Genomic DNA, 13,008 nt, shown 5'->3' with positions numbered 1-13,008 from the left:
CACTCTATGAATTTTGTTTCAATGGATTTCGAGACTGCCAACGGAAGCCGAGACAGTGCTTGTTCTTTAGCTCTAGTCCTCGTCCGTAACAACCAAATTGTTGATAATTTTTATACTTTAATAAATCCTCAACAATACTTCAGTCCCCGTAACATTCAAATCCATCACATTAGACCAGAAGACGTTCAAGATGCCCCTACTTTTGACCAAGTTTGGAATCACATCAGTCCTTTATTTGATAGCAGTCATCTTGTAGCAGCTCACAATGCCAGTTTTGATAATAGCGTTTTGAAAAAAACTTTAGTTAACTACGGCATAATGGTTCCTAAATATTTAACAATCGATACTTTAAGAACCAGTCGCAAGTTCTTCCCCGATTTTCCCAATCACAAACTGAACACCGTTTCTGAGCGTTTAAATATTGATCTACGAAATCATCATAACGCTCTAGCCGACAGTGTAGCTTGTGCCGAGATTCTCGTTAAAACAGAACAACAATTTGGAACTGAACAAATTAAAAGAATGGTTAAGCTTACTAGTTAATAGCTTTCATTTCAAAATTATCTTTGAATCAAAAGCGTCCATATAACCACTATGTTGGTTATATGGACGCTTTTTTAGTTTTCATACAAATTCAATTCAATAAAAAACAGCATCTATCAAGTATTCAAGATATATCCATATATCTGAATTGCTTAATAAATACTGCTTTACTATCTAATATTTAAAAACGTACAAACATATAGAAGCACTCTTTAGTCCGGAGCAAAAATTGGGGATGCGTTCAGCTATGAAATTATTGTTATCGGCTTTGCCGATTACAATAAGGCCGACTTCGAAGATCCATTATTTTGCACGAAGTGTAAAATAATTAGCTCCGAATCGCGCCCATAGCGTTCCAACAGCATTCCCAATTTTTGCGGAGGACGGCAATTTAAAAATATTTACTTAGACCATCCTGGACATAATTAATGTTTCATCTTTTGTTAACTCTGTTGTAAAACCATATTTTTGATAAATATGAATTGCAGCAGGGTTATTTTTATATACCTCTAGAAAAACTTGTTTTAATGGCGACGACTTAGCCCAATCTAATATGTCTTCAATCAAGTAAGAAGCAATGCCATTATTCCAAAAATCCTTATCGATTACGACACCTAACTCCGCTTTTTGATCATCACTTGCTTCGATTCGACAGTAGCCAATAATTTCTTCATCAAAAACTGCCACCATTAATTCATCGACTTTTGACTGATAAATTTGATCTAACGACTGCTCTTCTTTTTCTGATGTCAGATTCTTTAAATCATCGAAGACGATAAAATCTGATTGTTGACTGACCTTCTTTAAAAAGTCTATCAAATTTTTAGCATCGCTAGGAATTGCTTCACGTAAAGTCAGTTCTTCACTCATTACAAATCTCCAAACTTGCGGTCAGCATATTTATCGCCATGTAATTTAAATACTATCTGGCGATCGGTATCTGACAAACGAGTAATATTTATTGAAATATGTTCAGCTGGGATTTCATCCTTAATAAACTGAGGCCATTCAACAATTGTTATTCCATTGCCATTAAAGTATTCATCAAAGCCTAAATCTTCATCGGGACTGCTCTCCAAACGGTAAGCATCCATATGATAAAGTGGCACTCTTCCATCTTGGTATTCACGTATCAAAGTAAAAGTAGGACTTTTAACATTTCTTTTAATTCCTAAGCCACGTGCCAATCCACGAGTCAAAGTTGTTTTACCGACACCTAAGTCCCCGTTTAGAACAATCACATCCCCTGCTTCTAACAGTTTAGATACTTTTGCTCCCAATTCTTCGGTTTCTTCATATGAATGAGTCGTTAGTTGATATTCGAGCATAATTTCTCCTCAATTTTATAATGCTAAACTAGCTGTTAAAATAGCTGTCTTGTAGACATCTTCCTCATTAGAACCACGTGATAAATCAGAAATTGGTTTAGCAAGTCCTTGCAAAACAGGTCCAATGGCTTCAAAGCCACCAAATCTTTGAGCAATCTTATAACCAATATTACCTGATTGTAAATCTGGGAATACAAAGACGTTGGCATGACCAGCAACTGTTGAACCTGGAGCCTTTTGAGCACCCACACTTGGTACGAATGCAGCATCAAATTGTAATTCACCATCAAGAGCCAAATCAGGTGCTAATTTATGAGCAATTTCAGTAGCTTCAGCCACCTTAGTTACTTCATCACTCTTGGCGCTACCTTTAGTTGAAAAACTAAGCATAGCAACTTTAGGGTCAATATCAAAGAGCTTAGCACTCTTAGCTGTTTGAACTGCGATTTCAGCAAGTTCTTGAGCATTAGGGTTAATATTGATAGCACAATCAGCAAACATATAACGCTCTTCGCCCTTTTGCACAATAAATGAACCACTGATTCTTGAATTACCAGGAGCTGTCTTCACAATTTGAAGAGCTGGACGAACAGTGTCACCAGTTGAATGAACAGCACCGGATACCATTCCGTCAGCTTTGCCAGTATAAACTAACATTGTTCCAAAATAGTTATTATCTAAAAGCATTGTTTCAGCTTGTTCTTTAGTATTTTTACCCTTACGACGTTCAACAAATTTAGCTACTAAGTCATCAAAATCGGCATACTTTTTAGGATCGATAATTTCGATACCAGAAATATCGAATGATTTTTCATTAGCAACTTGTTCAACTTTAGCTTGCTCACCAATTAAAATAGGCTTCAAAATATTTTCTTTAAAAAGTCGAGATGCGGCACCTAAAATTCTAGGTTCTTCACCCTCTGGGAAAACAATTGTTAAATTCTTTCCATCAATTTTACTCTTAAGGCTTTCAAACAAATCCATTACTATTCCTCCGTCTCGTCGGCATTCTCAGGTAATTGCCAGTTTATTTCCTCTTCATTATAGTTTAAAAGTGAAGCGTTTGCTTTAGAAAATGGTTTTGAACCAAAAAATCCATATCTAGCAGCAAAGGGACTTGGGTGTGGTGAAGAGATAATTGTGTTCTTTGATTGATCAATCAAAGGTATCTTACTTTTAGCGGCATTGCCCCATAAAATAAAGACGACCTTACCTCGTTCTGACAAGGCATGGATTGCATAATCGGTTAACTCTTCCCAACCCTTTCCTTTATGTGAAAAGGCTTCTCCACGTCTGACTGTCAAAACCGAGTTCAACAATAATACACCCTGTTGTGCCCAGGCTTTAAGGTAGCCATGATTAACAGGAGTACATCCCAAATCATCCTGTAATTCTTTATAGATATTTCTTAATGAAGGCGGTATTCTTACACCTGGAGCCACAGCAAAACTACAACCGATTGCTTGGTTAGGCTCGTGATAAGGATCTTGTCCTAAAATTACGACCTTAGTATCTGCAAACGAAGTCCACTGAAAAGCCTGATAGATGTGGTGCATTTCTGGATAAATTGTTTGAGTATTATATTCGTTAACAAGAAATTCACGTAATTTCTCATAATACGGTTTGTCAAATTCGCCCTGAAGGACATCTTGCCAATCATTTTTTATTAGCGTTTTCAAATTTACACCTACCTGTTTGATATTAATTCTATAAAATATGGTAACATTCACATATAGCATAACGCACTCGGAGGGAACTTTATGATTAAATTAATTGCATCCGATATGGATGGTACATTATTGAACGATAAAATGGCTGTTTCAGATCGTAATATTAAAGCCATTAAAGATGCCCAAAAGAATGGCATTGAATTTATAATAGCAACTGGTCGAAGCCTTGATGAAGCTAAACCCTTCTTAAAAAATCGGGTTCATCCCGGATATATCACCCTAAACGGTGCCGAAGTTTATGATGAAAATGAGAAGCTTATTTCCAGCAATCCTATTTCAGAAACATCGAAAACAAAAGCGATCAATTACTTAAAGGAACATAAAATTTATTTTGAAGTTATCACTAATAAGGGAATCTTTTCAGATAACAAAGATTTACGTGTTTCTAGTCTAGCGGAATTACTGGTTAAATTAAATCCCAGCACAACTTACGAGCAGGCACTCCAAGATACATTATCTCGTATTAAATTAACGCCTATGATTTTTGTCGACAGTTACGACAAGATTCTCAGTGATCCTTCCTACAAAGTTATGAAATTGTTAGCATTCAGTGACAAAGAAAAGGAAGTCCTCGCCCCCTTAAGAAAAGATATTGAGGAAAATATTAATGACGTCGTGGTAACATCTTCTTCGCCAAACAACGTGGAAATCAATAGTATAGATGCCCAAAAAGGTATTGCTCTTTTACAATTTGCTAAGGATAAAAATATTGCTCAAGAAGAAACTATGGCTATCGGCGATAACCTCAACGATGAATCAATGATCCGAGATGCTGGTGTTGGTGTTGCTATGAAGAATGCCATTCCCGCTATTTCCGAATTGGCAGACATCAAAACTGATAACAATATCAATGATGGTGTAGCTCAAATTATTGAAAAAGTCGTCGAAAAGGCAAAGAAACAGAATATATGATGAATCTTTATATTCGAAAAGCAGACTTAGCGGTTGGCAATATCTTAGTGGTGACCAATCAAAATAAAGAGACTATTTTTATTGCATCACGCGACAAAAAAAATCCTTTTTTGATTAAATTGTATAATCGTTTGAATACGTTGATTGGTGAAATAAAGTTAAAGAATAGCTTTTTAAAAATTTATTCAATTGAAATTAATGGTGAGGAAAAAGCGACTATTAATGCTATTCCAATGCTAGATTTAAAATTTGTCCATCTTAGCAAGATCAATTGGAATGTTACTGGAAACTTGGTTATGTCTGATTATCACGTAACAAAAAATGGCAAAGAAATTATTCGTGTACAACCAACTATCCTAGCGCAAGGACATCCCGGATTGGAATTAGATTTTGCCAATATGGATGATGGACCTGTTGGAACACTTCTAACTATCTTTTTGAATAAATATATTAAATTACCAACTTTCACTCCTAATGCGGAATTGGATAACAATTTACTGAAAAACAAGATTCCTTACTTAAATAGCTTTAAAAGTAAGTGTAATTAAAAGTACCGTCTCCAAATGAAAACAGCATCTATTAGAATCCACTAATAGGTGCTGTTTTTTAATTTTTATTTTTCTAAATCATATTGCATATGATCATATAAATGACTGCCAATGTACAGCTGACCAACTTTTTTAAAGCCAGTCTTTGTATATACATGCTTAGCAGGTTCGTTATTTACATCAACATTTAAACTAAGGATCTTTTCACCACGGTCACGCATGACTTGAATGAAATGTTCCATTGTTTCAGTTCCAATACCCTTGTTTTGATAAGCTGGAGCAACCGCAAATGAATCTAAATACCATTCACCTGGCCATGCTTCTTTATCGCCAAACAAGTTCTTTTCTTTAATGCCATACTTGTGCATAATTTTGATCAAAGGTTCATCAATGCCATCCTCTAGACTTTCAGGATAGCCGACCATAATTGCTACTACTTTACCATCAATTTCGTTAACGAGAATGTTATCCAATCCATAACGGTAGCCAGGTTGAAAGAATCCCTCTTTAATAACCTGAGCCATCTTTTCATCGCCAACTTCTTTGAAAACATCGAGTTCCATCTCATCGAAGATCTGGAATAAGATTGGCAATATCTGATCCGCATCCTCTGCTTTTGCATTTCTAAACATTTTTCCACCTCAAGTATATATAATACATGAAATCTCAATAATCTCAAATTAACCAACAAATACAAAAAAGCGATGAATTTAATCATCGCTTCTTCTACAAAATTATTACCCGTCACCCCTTTGTTTTATATTTTAATCAAGTCAACAATTTGCTGACTTGATTACAGTTACTATCATAATGGAATAATCTTTCATTTAATATGTACAATTTTCAGAAAGTGTTCAATATTTGAACACTTTTTTAAATCTGTTCAAAAGTAATTTGAAGTAATCCGAGATAATGATTAATTTCTTGAATAATAAGTTCTGTTTCCAACTCTAAATTATGATCTAACCAATAAATCACAATAAAACATAGACCGCTGACTAGATAATTGTCATTTTTATTATATTTAGCTTTATATTTTGTTAACTGACCGTTAAAAATATCGAGTAAGACAACTTTCCTAAAATTCAGGGCAGCTAAATGATAAACATTCAAACTAAAAATTTTATTTTCATTAATTTGTGAAATAAAATTAAATACAAATTTGTTAAAAGTATCGCTCTTTTCGATGGCTATATTCAAAATATATTTTTTAAAGGTAGCCATGTAAATATCTTCAATGCTCTCAAAATAGTAATAGATTGTTCCTCTAGCTACATTAGAGGCTCTTGTCAAATCAGTTATATTAAAACGTTTTACTTTATTCATTGATAATTCTTCATATGTGGTATTGAGTAAATGATCAAGCGTTAAATCCATAGCATTACCTCTCTCCAATTTTTACTTGTATCCTAACAAAAAAATCACTTTTTTCATACGAAATTTAGTCGATTTTGTGAAAAGATTATTAATAAATAAAAATGTATCTTTTATCAAAATTTACATAGCCATTTTCCTATTTATGATGATAATCGTGAATTATAATGATTTTGAAAGTAAATTTACGAGGAAGAGATATTGTTGATATGAATAGAAAAAAGATAGCTTTGTTAACCAGTCTAACTATTTTTAGTGGAACTAATATTCCGTTCAATAATTCAGTAAATAATCAATCTATCAATATCATTAAGGCTGCTCAAAGAAAAAAATCATCAAAAGTAGAGTCAAAATATCCTGATATTATGAAAAAACTAGATATCACTTCAATGCAACAATATGATAGCAACATGCTCTTTATGGGTGTCACTTTAAACAAGTTTTACATTAAAGATTTTTCTACAAATAAATCTGGTAAAACAAGTTTATTATTAGCTCCTCTGAACACCAGTGATCAATACTTTGTCGCATCTACTAAATTGGACCATAAAGTAAAAAAGAACCAAAGGATAACAATCCAAGGGTTCTTAAATGGTAAAACTAAGATTAATGCAAAGCAAAACTTTAATAAGAAATATCTTAATAAAAGTGCTGTCTCTGTTTTAATAGATCACATTAGTTATTAAGAAAATAATCTCTCAAACCAACTATATCTCGTAATTTATTAATAGCCTGTTTTTCAATTTGACGAATTCTTTCTTTAGTAACACCCATTTCTTGGCCAATTTCCTGCAAAGTTCTTTGACCCTGACAATCTAAATCAAAACGTTCAATAATTACTTTTGCTTCTCGTTCAGTCAATCTGTGATGCAATTGCTTATGGAGATCCTCACGTAAAAAGTCATTATCAACAATAGCTTGTAAACTTTGTCTTGTATCAGGCAAAATATCGGCTAATTGATCTTCCCCATTATCGGAGATTAGATGATTCAAACTCATGATTCTTAATTTTTCTTGGTTAACTTGTGATAAACGATAATATTCTTTCTCATCTATCTCAGCCTTTTGGCAAATCCAATCCACGTTTACTTCGCCGAATAACTCGACGCTTTGACTTTGAAGTGCATTAATTGATCTGATTGCAGCTGACTTACGTTCTGGAACTCTAATCGTCGAATTAATACGATCTTTTTCTGAAAGGATTTCTTTTCTGATCCACCAACAAGCATAGGTTGAAAACTTAGTATCACGGTCGCTGTCATAACGCTTGGCAGCCTTTATTAGACCAACATAACCAGCCTGAACCAAATCCTCTTCAGACAATCCCGGACCTAAATAACGAGAATATCGGTTAACAAAACTCTGAACTAATTTGCCATTAGCCTTAATTAATTTAGATAGAGCTAAAGTGTCACCATCATGGTATTCAGCAATGTATTTCTCATTATTTTTAAAACTGATTTCTTCTGGGCGGATGACATTTTTATACCGATAAATCATTTTGTTGTTAGAACGTTTTAAAATAATCGTGAATCCATAAAATTTATAAATCATTATTTTCTCCCCCATCAACTTGATATAAATCATCCAGACCCATCTTTTGATACAGATCCTGATTGTTTTTCCTTTTTAATTTTTCCAATTCATTTATTTTAATTTGAATATCATTTGTTTGATTTAAATAATGTTTAACAATTTTCTTCTGCTTTACTAAAGTCAAATTTGGCAATTGAAACATATTCAAAGGTTTTATGGGAATTTGACGAACCGTAGTCCCCATCGTAATATTCTCCAATTGTGCTCTGCCAACTGGACTTTTTATAAAATATTTTAGGAAATCGGAATCATACAGTTTTGGATTGACTCGTAACCTGACCAAATTACTATTAATTAAAGTATTTGGTTTAACGTTCTGAGCCGTTAATATCTTAAACGTGCCCCGAACAGCCATTATGACATCGCCATCTTCTATCTCATAATTATCGACTTTGGTCCTTTCTTCAATATCTCCTCGCGACATCTCATTATAATTAATACTTTCACCATCTATATCGGAAATCTTCATAATTTGATATTTGCCGTCTTCATTTTCATTTTTAGAGATCATATTATATCCACGATCTATTTTAGAGATATTTTTAAGTGGAATAGTGTTACCACCATAGAAATCTACTAAATCGATATAATACTTATGATTATCGAAATGATACATTGTCTTCTTAATATATCTATCCACCATCATACTATCGGCTGAGATTTGATCATTAGATAAGACCAACGAATAATTTTCAATTTCTGTTAAATTACGAACTGTAGAAACAATTTTTTCAACCGATTCAGTAGTCAATCCAGGTCCTCTTCCAACTCGGACAATATCATCTTTGGAAACCTTGATAAATAACATTTTATTTTTTCGATCAACTGGTTTATTACGATCAAAGATCATGATACTAGTAGGAATAGAACTACTTGGCAATACCCCACTGGGTAACGAAATAATCGCCTCAAATAAATCCTTTTTTAAAATATTATGGCGAATTTCGCCCTCAGAACCTCCTCTAAATAATGATCCTGTAGGAAGTAATACAACTGATCGTCCAGACTCATTTTTTGAGGAATTTATGGCATTCATAACAAATCCCCAATCAGCCTTCTTCAGTGGTACTGTTCCAAAAGTAAATCTATCATAGCTATCTTTATCGTTTAAACTTTTTTCAAATTGTGAGACAAAAGGTGGTTCCGTTACTACAGCATCAAATTTTATTAACTTTTCATCCTGTAAATACTTGGGGGCAGATAAACTGTCACCAACGAAAAGATGATAATTTTCAGAACCACCGATATCCAACAACAGCTTTGCAATAGTAATACAAACCGGATCCGTATCCTGTCCATATATTAGCTGCTGAGGATTATTTTTAACGATTGTTAACAAAGTACCACCAATCCCACAACTTGGGTCTAAAACCGCATCGTTTGTCTTGATATTAGCCAAATTTACTAGGAGATCATTTATACTCTTGGATGACGTAGCATTACTATACGTACGTTTTGCGTCCACATAGAGATACTCTTCAATAAATGCAGCCACTTCTTGTACATTCAATTCAATAATATAATCTACTATTTCTTCATAAGCATTTGTTGATATATTCTTCATGATATTTGCTACCACTGGAAGTGCTACTTTGAGAATGCGAGTCCTAGACTCCAACCTTCGAAACAGAGTTCTAGCAAATCTATCCTTTGGTGGCCTTGGTTCACCCTTAAATTTCAAATAGGCAATCGATACAATGAAAATACATTTTTCTAATTCTGTTGTTTCCGAATCGATTCGTGAGACATCTCTAATTGCATTACGATGCATCTTCTCTTTTTTAGTTACCATTATTTCACCCGTTTTAAAAGTAAGTATTAGCAATACTCTTTTATTCTTTTGAAAAAAATAGCACTACTTAGCTTCCAAATACATTAAAGCACCCTACATCGTCATTTGCAATACTTTTAGTAAGTATTTCGAGTACTTACTTTATCTTTTTTTTCCTACAAAAGAAGTTTTTGGATATTTTATGTATTAAAACGTCAAAGTTCATTTAAGTAACGTATATGATTTATCTACTATCTTGATTATAGTAGCACCGGTAATCTAAAGGCAATAGGAGTTAGGTAAATAATATTTTTAATCATCTCGGTGTTCCCGCGTGGGAGCAATGTGTCGTAGAGCATTTTAGAATTCAAAAATTTGTGATTAATTTAAAGACAGAAAAAAAGCTCTGAACGTTGATTTAACAACATTCAGAGCTAACTGATATTTGGTTTTATAAACCATTCTATACCGGTGATCGGGGTCGAACCGATACTCCCTACTGGGAACAGGATTTTGAATCCTGCGCGTCTGCCAATTCCGCCACACCGGCATGTCAATACATACCTGATTACTTAGGCATAACCAAAGGCGGTAACCGGATTTGAACCGGTGATGAAGGTTTTGCAGACCTCTGCCTTACCACTTGGCTATACCGCCATATTCAATTTTTAAAACAATTGGGTTAGCTGGATTCGAACCAGCGCATGATGGAGTCAAAGTCCATTGCCTTACCGCTTGGCTATAACCCAATAAAAATAGGCGGTATGTGAGAATCGAACTCACGTGTGTCGGTACCACAAACCGATGTGTTAACCACTTCACCAATACCGCCATTATTAAAGGTAGAAACAGGGATAGTAGGAATTGAACCCACACTGACGGTTTTGGAGACCGTAGTTCTACCTTTAAACTATATCCCTAAATATGGAGGGGAGTGGATTCGAACCACCGAACCCGAAGGAGCGGATTTACAGTCCGCCGCGTTTAGCCAGACTTCGCTACCCCTCCAAAATGGCGCGGGACGGAATCGAACCGCCGACACATGCAGCTTCAATGCATTGCTCTACCAACTGAGCTACCGAGCCATTAACGGTCCCTGCGGGAATCGAACCCGCGATCTCCTGCGTGACAGGCAGGCGTCCTAACCAACTAGACCAAGGAACCAAATAATTCTTTAAAACAAATTGCGGGAGCAGGATTTGAACCTACGACCTTCGGGTTATGAGCCCGACGAGCTACCAGACTGCTCCATCCCGCGATAATAAAAAATGTATCACATGCTACCCACTAAGGAGGATGTGGGATTCGAACCCACGCGCCGCTTTCGCGACCTGACGGTTTTCAAGACCGTTCCCTTAAGCCGGACTTGGGTAATCCTCCATTGCTTAAAACGTAAAACTATTAAACTAATGATGCATCTGCATCAATGACCCGTACGAGATTTGAACTCATGTTACCGCCGTGAAAGGGCGGTGTCTTAACCACTTGACCAACGGGTCATATAAAAAACGGAGAAGGAGGGATTTGAACCCTCGCGCCGCTTACGCGACCTACACCCTTAGCAGGGGCGCCTCTTCAGCCACTTGAGTACTTCTCCAGATATAGTGGGCCTAAATGGACTTGAACCATCGACCTCACGCTTATCAGGCGTGCGCTCTAAACCAGCTGAGCTATAGGCCCATAAAAGTGGCAAAGCGGGTGACGAGAATCGAACTCGCGACAACAGCTTGGAAGGCTGTGGTTTTACCACTAAACTACACCCGCATATTACCTTACGGCTACTTCTATCATAGTAAACTTCTTTACTAACGGTCCGTGCGAGAATCGAACTCGCGATCTCCTGCGTGACAGGCAGGCGTCCTAACCAACTAGACCAACGAACCAAATTTTTTGAAACAAATTGCGGGAGCAGGATTTGAACCTACGACCTTCGGGTTATGAGCCCGACGAGCTACCAGACTGCTCCATCCCGCGATAATAATAACAGCATTAAACGGGTCCTTAAAGATGGACCCTGTAGGACTCGAACCTACGACCGAGCGGTTATGAGCCGCCTGCTCTAACCAACTGAGCTAAAGGTCCGGAATAATAGCGGCGAAGGGGATCGAACCCCCGACCTCCCGGGTATGAACCGGACGCTCTAGCCAGCTGAGCTACACCGCCATGAAACTAATAATGCTGTACTGATAACAACTTTCGTTGCAATCGGGAAGACAGGATTCGAACCTGCGACCCCCTGGTCCCAAACCAGGTGCTCTACCAAGCTGAGCCACTTCCCGAGAAAAACAAATGCACCTAGTAGGAGTCGAACCTACAACCTTCTGATTCGTAGTCAGACACTCTATCCAATTGCGCTATAGGTGCATATTCATTATAGTGCCGAGGACCGGAATCGAACCGGTACGGTAATCACTTACCGCAGGATTTTAAGTCCTGTGCGTCTGCCAGTTCCGCCACCCCGGCGTTACTATAATGAAAGCGGAAGACGGGATTCGAACCCGCGACCCCCACCATGGCAAGGTGATGTTCTACCACTGAACTACTTCCGCATTATGCCGACTAGAGGATTCGAACCTCCGACCCCCTGTTTACAAGACAGATGCTCTGCCAGCTGAGCTAAGTCGGCATAAAAACGTTACTTTCATATTTTACTAAATGTTTCCCAATATTGCAACAACAATATTGAATACGGGTGAAAGGACTTGAACCTTCATGTCCACTGGACACTAGAACCTAAATCTAGCGCGTCTGCCAATTCCGCCACACCCGCATGGTGTGTATATATGTTGCAAATGAGCCGTGACAGGTTCGAACTGTCGACCCTCTGATTAAAAGTCAGATGCTCTACCAACTGAGCTAACGGCTCATGATGAATGGAGGATACAGGGATCGAACCTGTGACCTCCTGCTTGTAAGGCAGATGCTCTCCCAGCTGAGCTAATCCTCCATCATGAAACAGCGTAGCAACTATCTATCCTCGCGGGTAGTTTCCCACCAACTACTTTCGACGTGGAGAAGCTTAACTTCTGTGTTCGGCATGGGAACAGGTGTATCCTTCTCGCTATCGTCACTACACTATTGGTAACTCGTACCTTCAAAACTAGATATTAAGATTATGAATTAAATTGAAACACTTCGAACTGCTGTAAACTCTTACCCGGTTAAGTCCTCGATCTATTAGTACTGCTCAGCTCCATGTATCGCTA

12 protein-coding genes, 26 tRNA genes and 1 rRNA gene are annotated in these 13,008 nt (G+C 36.8%); 4 read left to right on the top strand and 35 right to left on the bottom strand.

Annotated features, from left to right (window positions below; genetic code table 11):
* Positions 1-6 precede the first annotated feature (6 nt).
* Positions 7-543, top strand: coding sequence for a 3'-5' exonuclease (locus U8526_RS12380; RefSeq protein WP_334342253.1), 537 nt, complete (start codon positions 7-9; stop codon positions 541-543).
* Between the two features lie 405 nt (positions 544-948).
* Here the strand turns inward: U8526_RS12380 and U8526_RS12375 are convergent, their stop codons facing one another.
* The 4 genes from U8526_RS12375 to U8526_RS12360 are packed head-to-tail and all read right to left on the bottom strand — an operon-like array spanning position 949 to position 3,550.
* Positions 949-1,413, bottom strand: a complete 465-nt coding sequence (locus tag U8526_RS12375; protein ID WP_334342252.1) for a GNAT family N-acetyltransferase — start codon at positions 1,411-1,413, stop codon at positions 949-951.
* Complete coding sequence (tsaE, locus tag U8526_RS12370) at positions 1,413-1,871, bottom strand: tRNA (adenosine(37)-N6)-threonylcarbamoyltransferase complex ATPase subunit type 1 TsaE (protein ID WP_334342251.1); 459 nt, start codon at positions 1,869-1,871, stop codon at positions 1,413-1,415. The genes U8526_RS12375 and tsaE overlap by 1 nt, the downstream gene beginning before the upstream one ends.
* Positions 1,872-1,886: 15 nt before the next feature.
* Positions 1,887-2,855, bottom strand: coding sequence for a phosphate acetyltransferase (gene pta / locus U8526_RS12365; protein ID WP_334342250.1), 969 nt, complete (start codon positions 2,853-2,855; stop codon positions 1,887-1,889).
* A 2-nt stretch (positions 2,856-2,857) separates the two neighbouring features.
* On the bottom strand, positions 2,858-3,550 hold the full coding sequence (locus U8526_RS12360; RefSeq protein ID WP_334342249.1) for a uracil-DNA glycosylase: 693 nt from the start codon (positions 3,548-3,550) through the stop codon (positions 2,858-2,860).
* An 81-nt stretch (positions 3,551-3,631) separates the two neighbouring features.
* Between U8526_RS12360 and U8526_RS12355 the strand changes: the two genes are divergently transcribed.
* Positions 3,632-4,513 (top strand): Cof-type HAD-IIB family hydrolase, encoded by an 882-nt coding sequence (locus U8526_RS12355; RefSeq protein WP_334342248.1) that lies wholly within the window; start codon positions 3,632-3,634, stop codon positions 4,511-4,513.
* Complete coding sequence (locus U8526_RS12350; protein ID WP_334342247.1) at positions 4,510-5,061, top strand: hypothetical protein; 552 nt, start codon at positions 4,510-4,512, stop codon at positions 5,059-5,061. Before U8526_RS12355 ends, U8526_RS12350 begins: the two co-directional genes overlap by 4 nt.
* 65 nt (positions 5,062-5,126) lie before the next feature.
* Here U8526_RS12350 and U8526_RS12345 read toward each other — a convergent pair whose 3' ends face one another.
* Together U8526_RS12345 and U8526_RS12340 are read right to left on the bottom strand one after the other, a co-directional pair.
* Positions 5,127-5,693 carry a GNAT family N-acetyltransferase gene (locus tag U8526_RS12345; RefSeq protein ID WP_334342246.1) on the bottom strand — a complete coding sequence of 189 codons (567 nt, stop codon included), beginning with the start codon at positions 5,691-5,693 and terminating at the stop codon, positions 5,127-5,129.
* 241 nt (positions 5,694-5,934) lie between these two features.
* Positions 5,935-6,438: a TetR/AcrR family transcriptional regulator gene (locus tag U8526_RS12340; RefSeq protein ID WP_334342245.1), complete on the bottom strand. Its 504-nt coding sequence runs from the start codon at positions 6,436-6,438 to the stop codon at positions 5,935-5,937.
* A gap of 206 nt (positions 6,439-6,644) precedes the next feature.
* Between U8526_RS12340 and U8526_RS12335 the strand changes: the two genes are divergently transcribed.
* On the top strand, positions 6,645-7,121 hold the full coding sequence (locus U8526_RS12335; RefSeq protein WP_334342244.1) for a hypothetical protein: 477 nt from the start codon (positions 6,645-6,647) through the stop codon (positions 7,119-7,121).
* On the opposite strand, the gene U8526_RS12330 is transcribed toward U8526_RS12335, so the two are convergent.
* The 29 genes from U8526_RS12330 to rrf all read right to left on the bottom strand — a co-directional run bounded on the left by U8526_RS12330 (position 7,111) and on the right by rrf (position 12,877).
* Complete coding sequence (locus tag U8526_RS12330) at positions 7,111-7,989, bottom strand: sigma-70 family RNA polymerase sigma factor (protein ID WP_334342243.1); 879 nt, start codon at positions 7,987-7,989, stop codon at positions 7,111-7,113. The genes U8526_RS12335 and U8526_RS12330 overlap by 11 nt on opposite strands.
* Positions 7,979-9,823 carry an N-6 DNA methylase gene (locus tag U8526_RS12325; RefSeq protein WP_334342242.1) on the bottom strand — a complete coding sequence of 615 codons (1,845 nt, stop codon included), beginning with the start codon at positions 9,821-9,823 and terminating at the stop codon, positions 7,979-7,981. Before U8526_RS12325 ends, U8526_RS12330 begins: the two co-directional genes overlap by 11 nt.
* Positions 9,824-10,268: 445 nt before the next feature.
* Positions 10,269-10,352: transfer RNA gene (locus tag U8526_RS12320), tRNA-Leu, on the bottom strand.
* Between the two features lie 36 nt (positions 10,353-10,388).
* Positions 10,389-10,459 (bottom strand) — tRNA-Cys (locus U8526_RS12315).
* Positions 10,460-10,479: 20 nt separating this feature from the next.
* A tRNA-Gln gene (locus tag U8526_RS12310) sits at positions 10,480-10,551 on the bottom strand.
* A gap of 9 nt (positions 10,552-10,560) precedes the next feature.
* Positions 10,561-10,633, bottom strand: a tRNA-His gene (locus tag U8526_RS12305).
* A gap of 18 nt (positions 10,634-10,651) precedes the next feature.
* Positions 10,652-10,722: transfer RNA gene (locus U8526_RS12300), tRNA-Trp, on the bottom strand.
* Between the two features lie 5 nt (positions 10,723-10,727).
* A tRNA-Tyr gene (locus U8526_RS12295) sits at positions 10,728-10,810 on the bottom strand.
* Between the two features lie 4 nt (positions 10,811-10,814).
* Positions 10,815-10,887, bottom strand: a tRNA-Phe gene (locus U8526_RS12290).
* Positions 10,888-10,892: 5 nt separating this feature from the next.
* A tRNA-Asp gene (locus tag U8526_RS12285) sits at positions 10,893-10,966 on the bottom strand.
* Between the two features lie 20 nt (positions 10,967-10,986).
* A tRNA-Met gene (locus tag U8526_RS12280) sits at positions 10,987-11,060 on the bottom strand.
* 32 nt (positions 11,061-11,092) lie between these two features.
* Positions 11,093-11,182 (bottom strand) — tRNA-Ser (locus tag U8526_RS12275).
* 47 nt (positions 11,183-11,229) lie between these two features.
* Positions 11,230-11,301, bottom strand: a tRNA-Glu gene (locus U8526_RS12270).
* Positions 11,302-11,311: 10 nt separating this feature from the next.
* A tRNA-Ser gene (locus tag U8526_RS12265) sits at positions 11,312-11,399 on the bottom strand.
* 8 nt (positions 11,400-11,407) lie between these two features.
* Positions 11,408-11,482, bottom strand: a tRNA-Ile gene (locus U8526_RS12260).
* A 13-nt stretch (positions 11,483-11,495) separates the two neighbouring features.
* Positions 11,496-11,566 (bottom strand) — tRNA-Gly (locus tag U8526_RS12255).
* Between the two features lie 45 nt (positions 11,567-11,611).
* Positions 11,612-11,685, bottom strand: a tRNA-Asp gene (locus U8526_RS12250).
* Between the two features lie 17 nt (positions 11,686-11,702).
* Positions 11,703-11,776: transfer RNA gene (locus U8526_RS12245), tRNA-Met, on the bottom strand.
* Between the two features lie 34 nt (positions 11,777-11,810).
* Positions 11,811-11,884: transfer RNA gene (locus U8526_RS12240), tRNA-Ile, on the bottom strand.
* Between the two features lie 7 nt (positions 11,885-11,891).
* Positions 11,892-11,965 (bottom strand) — tRNA-Met (locus U8526_RS12235).
* Positions 11,966-12,007: 42 nt separating this feature from the next.
* A tRNA-Pro gene (locus U8526_RS12230) sits at positions 12,008-12,081 on the bottom strand.
* A gap of 11 nt (positions 12,082-12,092) precedes the next feature.
* A tRNA-Arg gene (locus tag U8526_RS12225) sits at positions 12,093-12,166 on the bottom strand.
* Between the two features lie 13 nt (positions 12,167-12,179).
* Positions 12,180-12,265, bottom strand: a tRNA-Leu gene (locus U8526_RS12220).
* A gap of 14 nt (positions 12,266-12,279) precedes the next feature.
* Positions 12,280-12,351 (bottom strand) — tRNA-Gly (locus U8526_RS12215).
* 4 nt (positions 12,352-12,355) lie between these two features.
* Positions 12,356-12,428: transfer RNA gene (locus U8526_RS12210), tRNA-Thr, on the bottom strand.
* A 61-nt stretch (positions 12,429-12,489) separates the two neighbouring features.
* Positions 12,490-12,572 (bottom strand) — tRNA-Leu (locus U8526_RS12205).
* 23 nt (positions 12,573-12,595) lie between these two features.
* Positions 12,596-12,668, bottom strand: a tRNA-Lys gene (locus U8526_RS12200).
* Between the two features lie 8 nt (positions 12,669-12,676).
* Positions 12,677-12,749 (bottom strand) — tRNA-Val (locus U8526_RS12195).
* 11 nt (positions 12,750-12,760) lie between these two features.
* Positions 12,761-12,877 (bottom strand): 5S ribosomal RNA (gene rrf / locus U8526_RS12190).
* Positions 12,878-13,008: the final 131 nt, after the last annotated feature.

The organism is Companilactobacillus sp. HBUAS56275, assembly GCF_036913655.1.
Taxonomy (GTDB): Bacteria; Bacillota; Bacilli; order Lactobacillales; family Lactobacillaceae; genus Companilactobacillus; species Companilactobacillus pullicola.
Note: the sequence above shows the minus strand (reverse complement) of the source record. Positions and strands in the feature narration are given on the sequence as shown.

Excerpts from the sequence above, each read along its gene's own strand:
- U8526_RS12325 (WP_334342242.1), bottom strand. The coding sequence starts at position 9,823 with ATGGTAACTAAAAAAGAGAAGATGCATCGTAATGCAATTAGAGATGTC.
- U8526_RS12375 (WP_334342252.1), bottom strand. The coding sequence starts at position 1,413 with ATGAGTGAAGAACTGACTTTACGTGAAGCAATTCCTAGCGATGCTAAA.
- pta (WP_334342250.1), bottom strand. The coding sequence starts at position 2,855 with ATGGATTTGTTTGAAAGCCTTAAGAGTAAAATTGATGGAAAGAATTTA.
- U8526_RS12335 (WP_334342244.1), top strand. The coding sequence starts at position 6,645 with ATGAATAGAAAAAAGATAGCTTTGTTAACCAGTCTAACTATTTTTAGT.
- U8526_RS12345 (WP_334342246.1), bottom strand. The coding sequence starts at position 5,693 with ATGTTTAGAAATGCAAAAGCAGAGGATGCGGATCAGATATTGCCAATC.
- U8526_RS12350 (WP_334342247.1), top strand. The coding sequence starts at position 4,510 with ATGATGAATCTTTATATTCGAAAAGCAGACTTAGCGGTTGGCAATATC.
- U8526_RS12330 (WP_334342243.1), bottom strand. The coding sequence starts at position 7,989 with ATGATTTATAAATTTTATGGATTCACGATTATTTTAAAACGTTCTAAC.
- U8526_RS12380 (WP_334342253.1), top strand. The coding sequence starts at position 7 with ATGAATTTTGTTTCAATGGATTTCGAGACTGCCAACGGAAGCCGAGAC.
- tsaE (WP_334342251.1), bottom strand. The coding sequence starts at position 1,871 with ATGCTCGAATATCAACTAACGACTCATTCATATGAAGAAACCGAAGAA.
- U8526_RS12355 (WP_334342248.1), top strand. The coding sequence starts at position 3,632 with ATGATTAAATTAATTGCATCCGATATGGATGGTACATTATTGAACGAT.
- U8526_RS12340 (WP_334342245.1), bottom strand. The coding sequence starts at position 6,438 with ATGGATTTAACGCTTGATCATTTACTCAATACCACATATGAAGAATTA.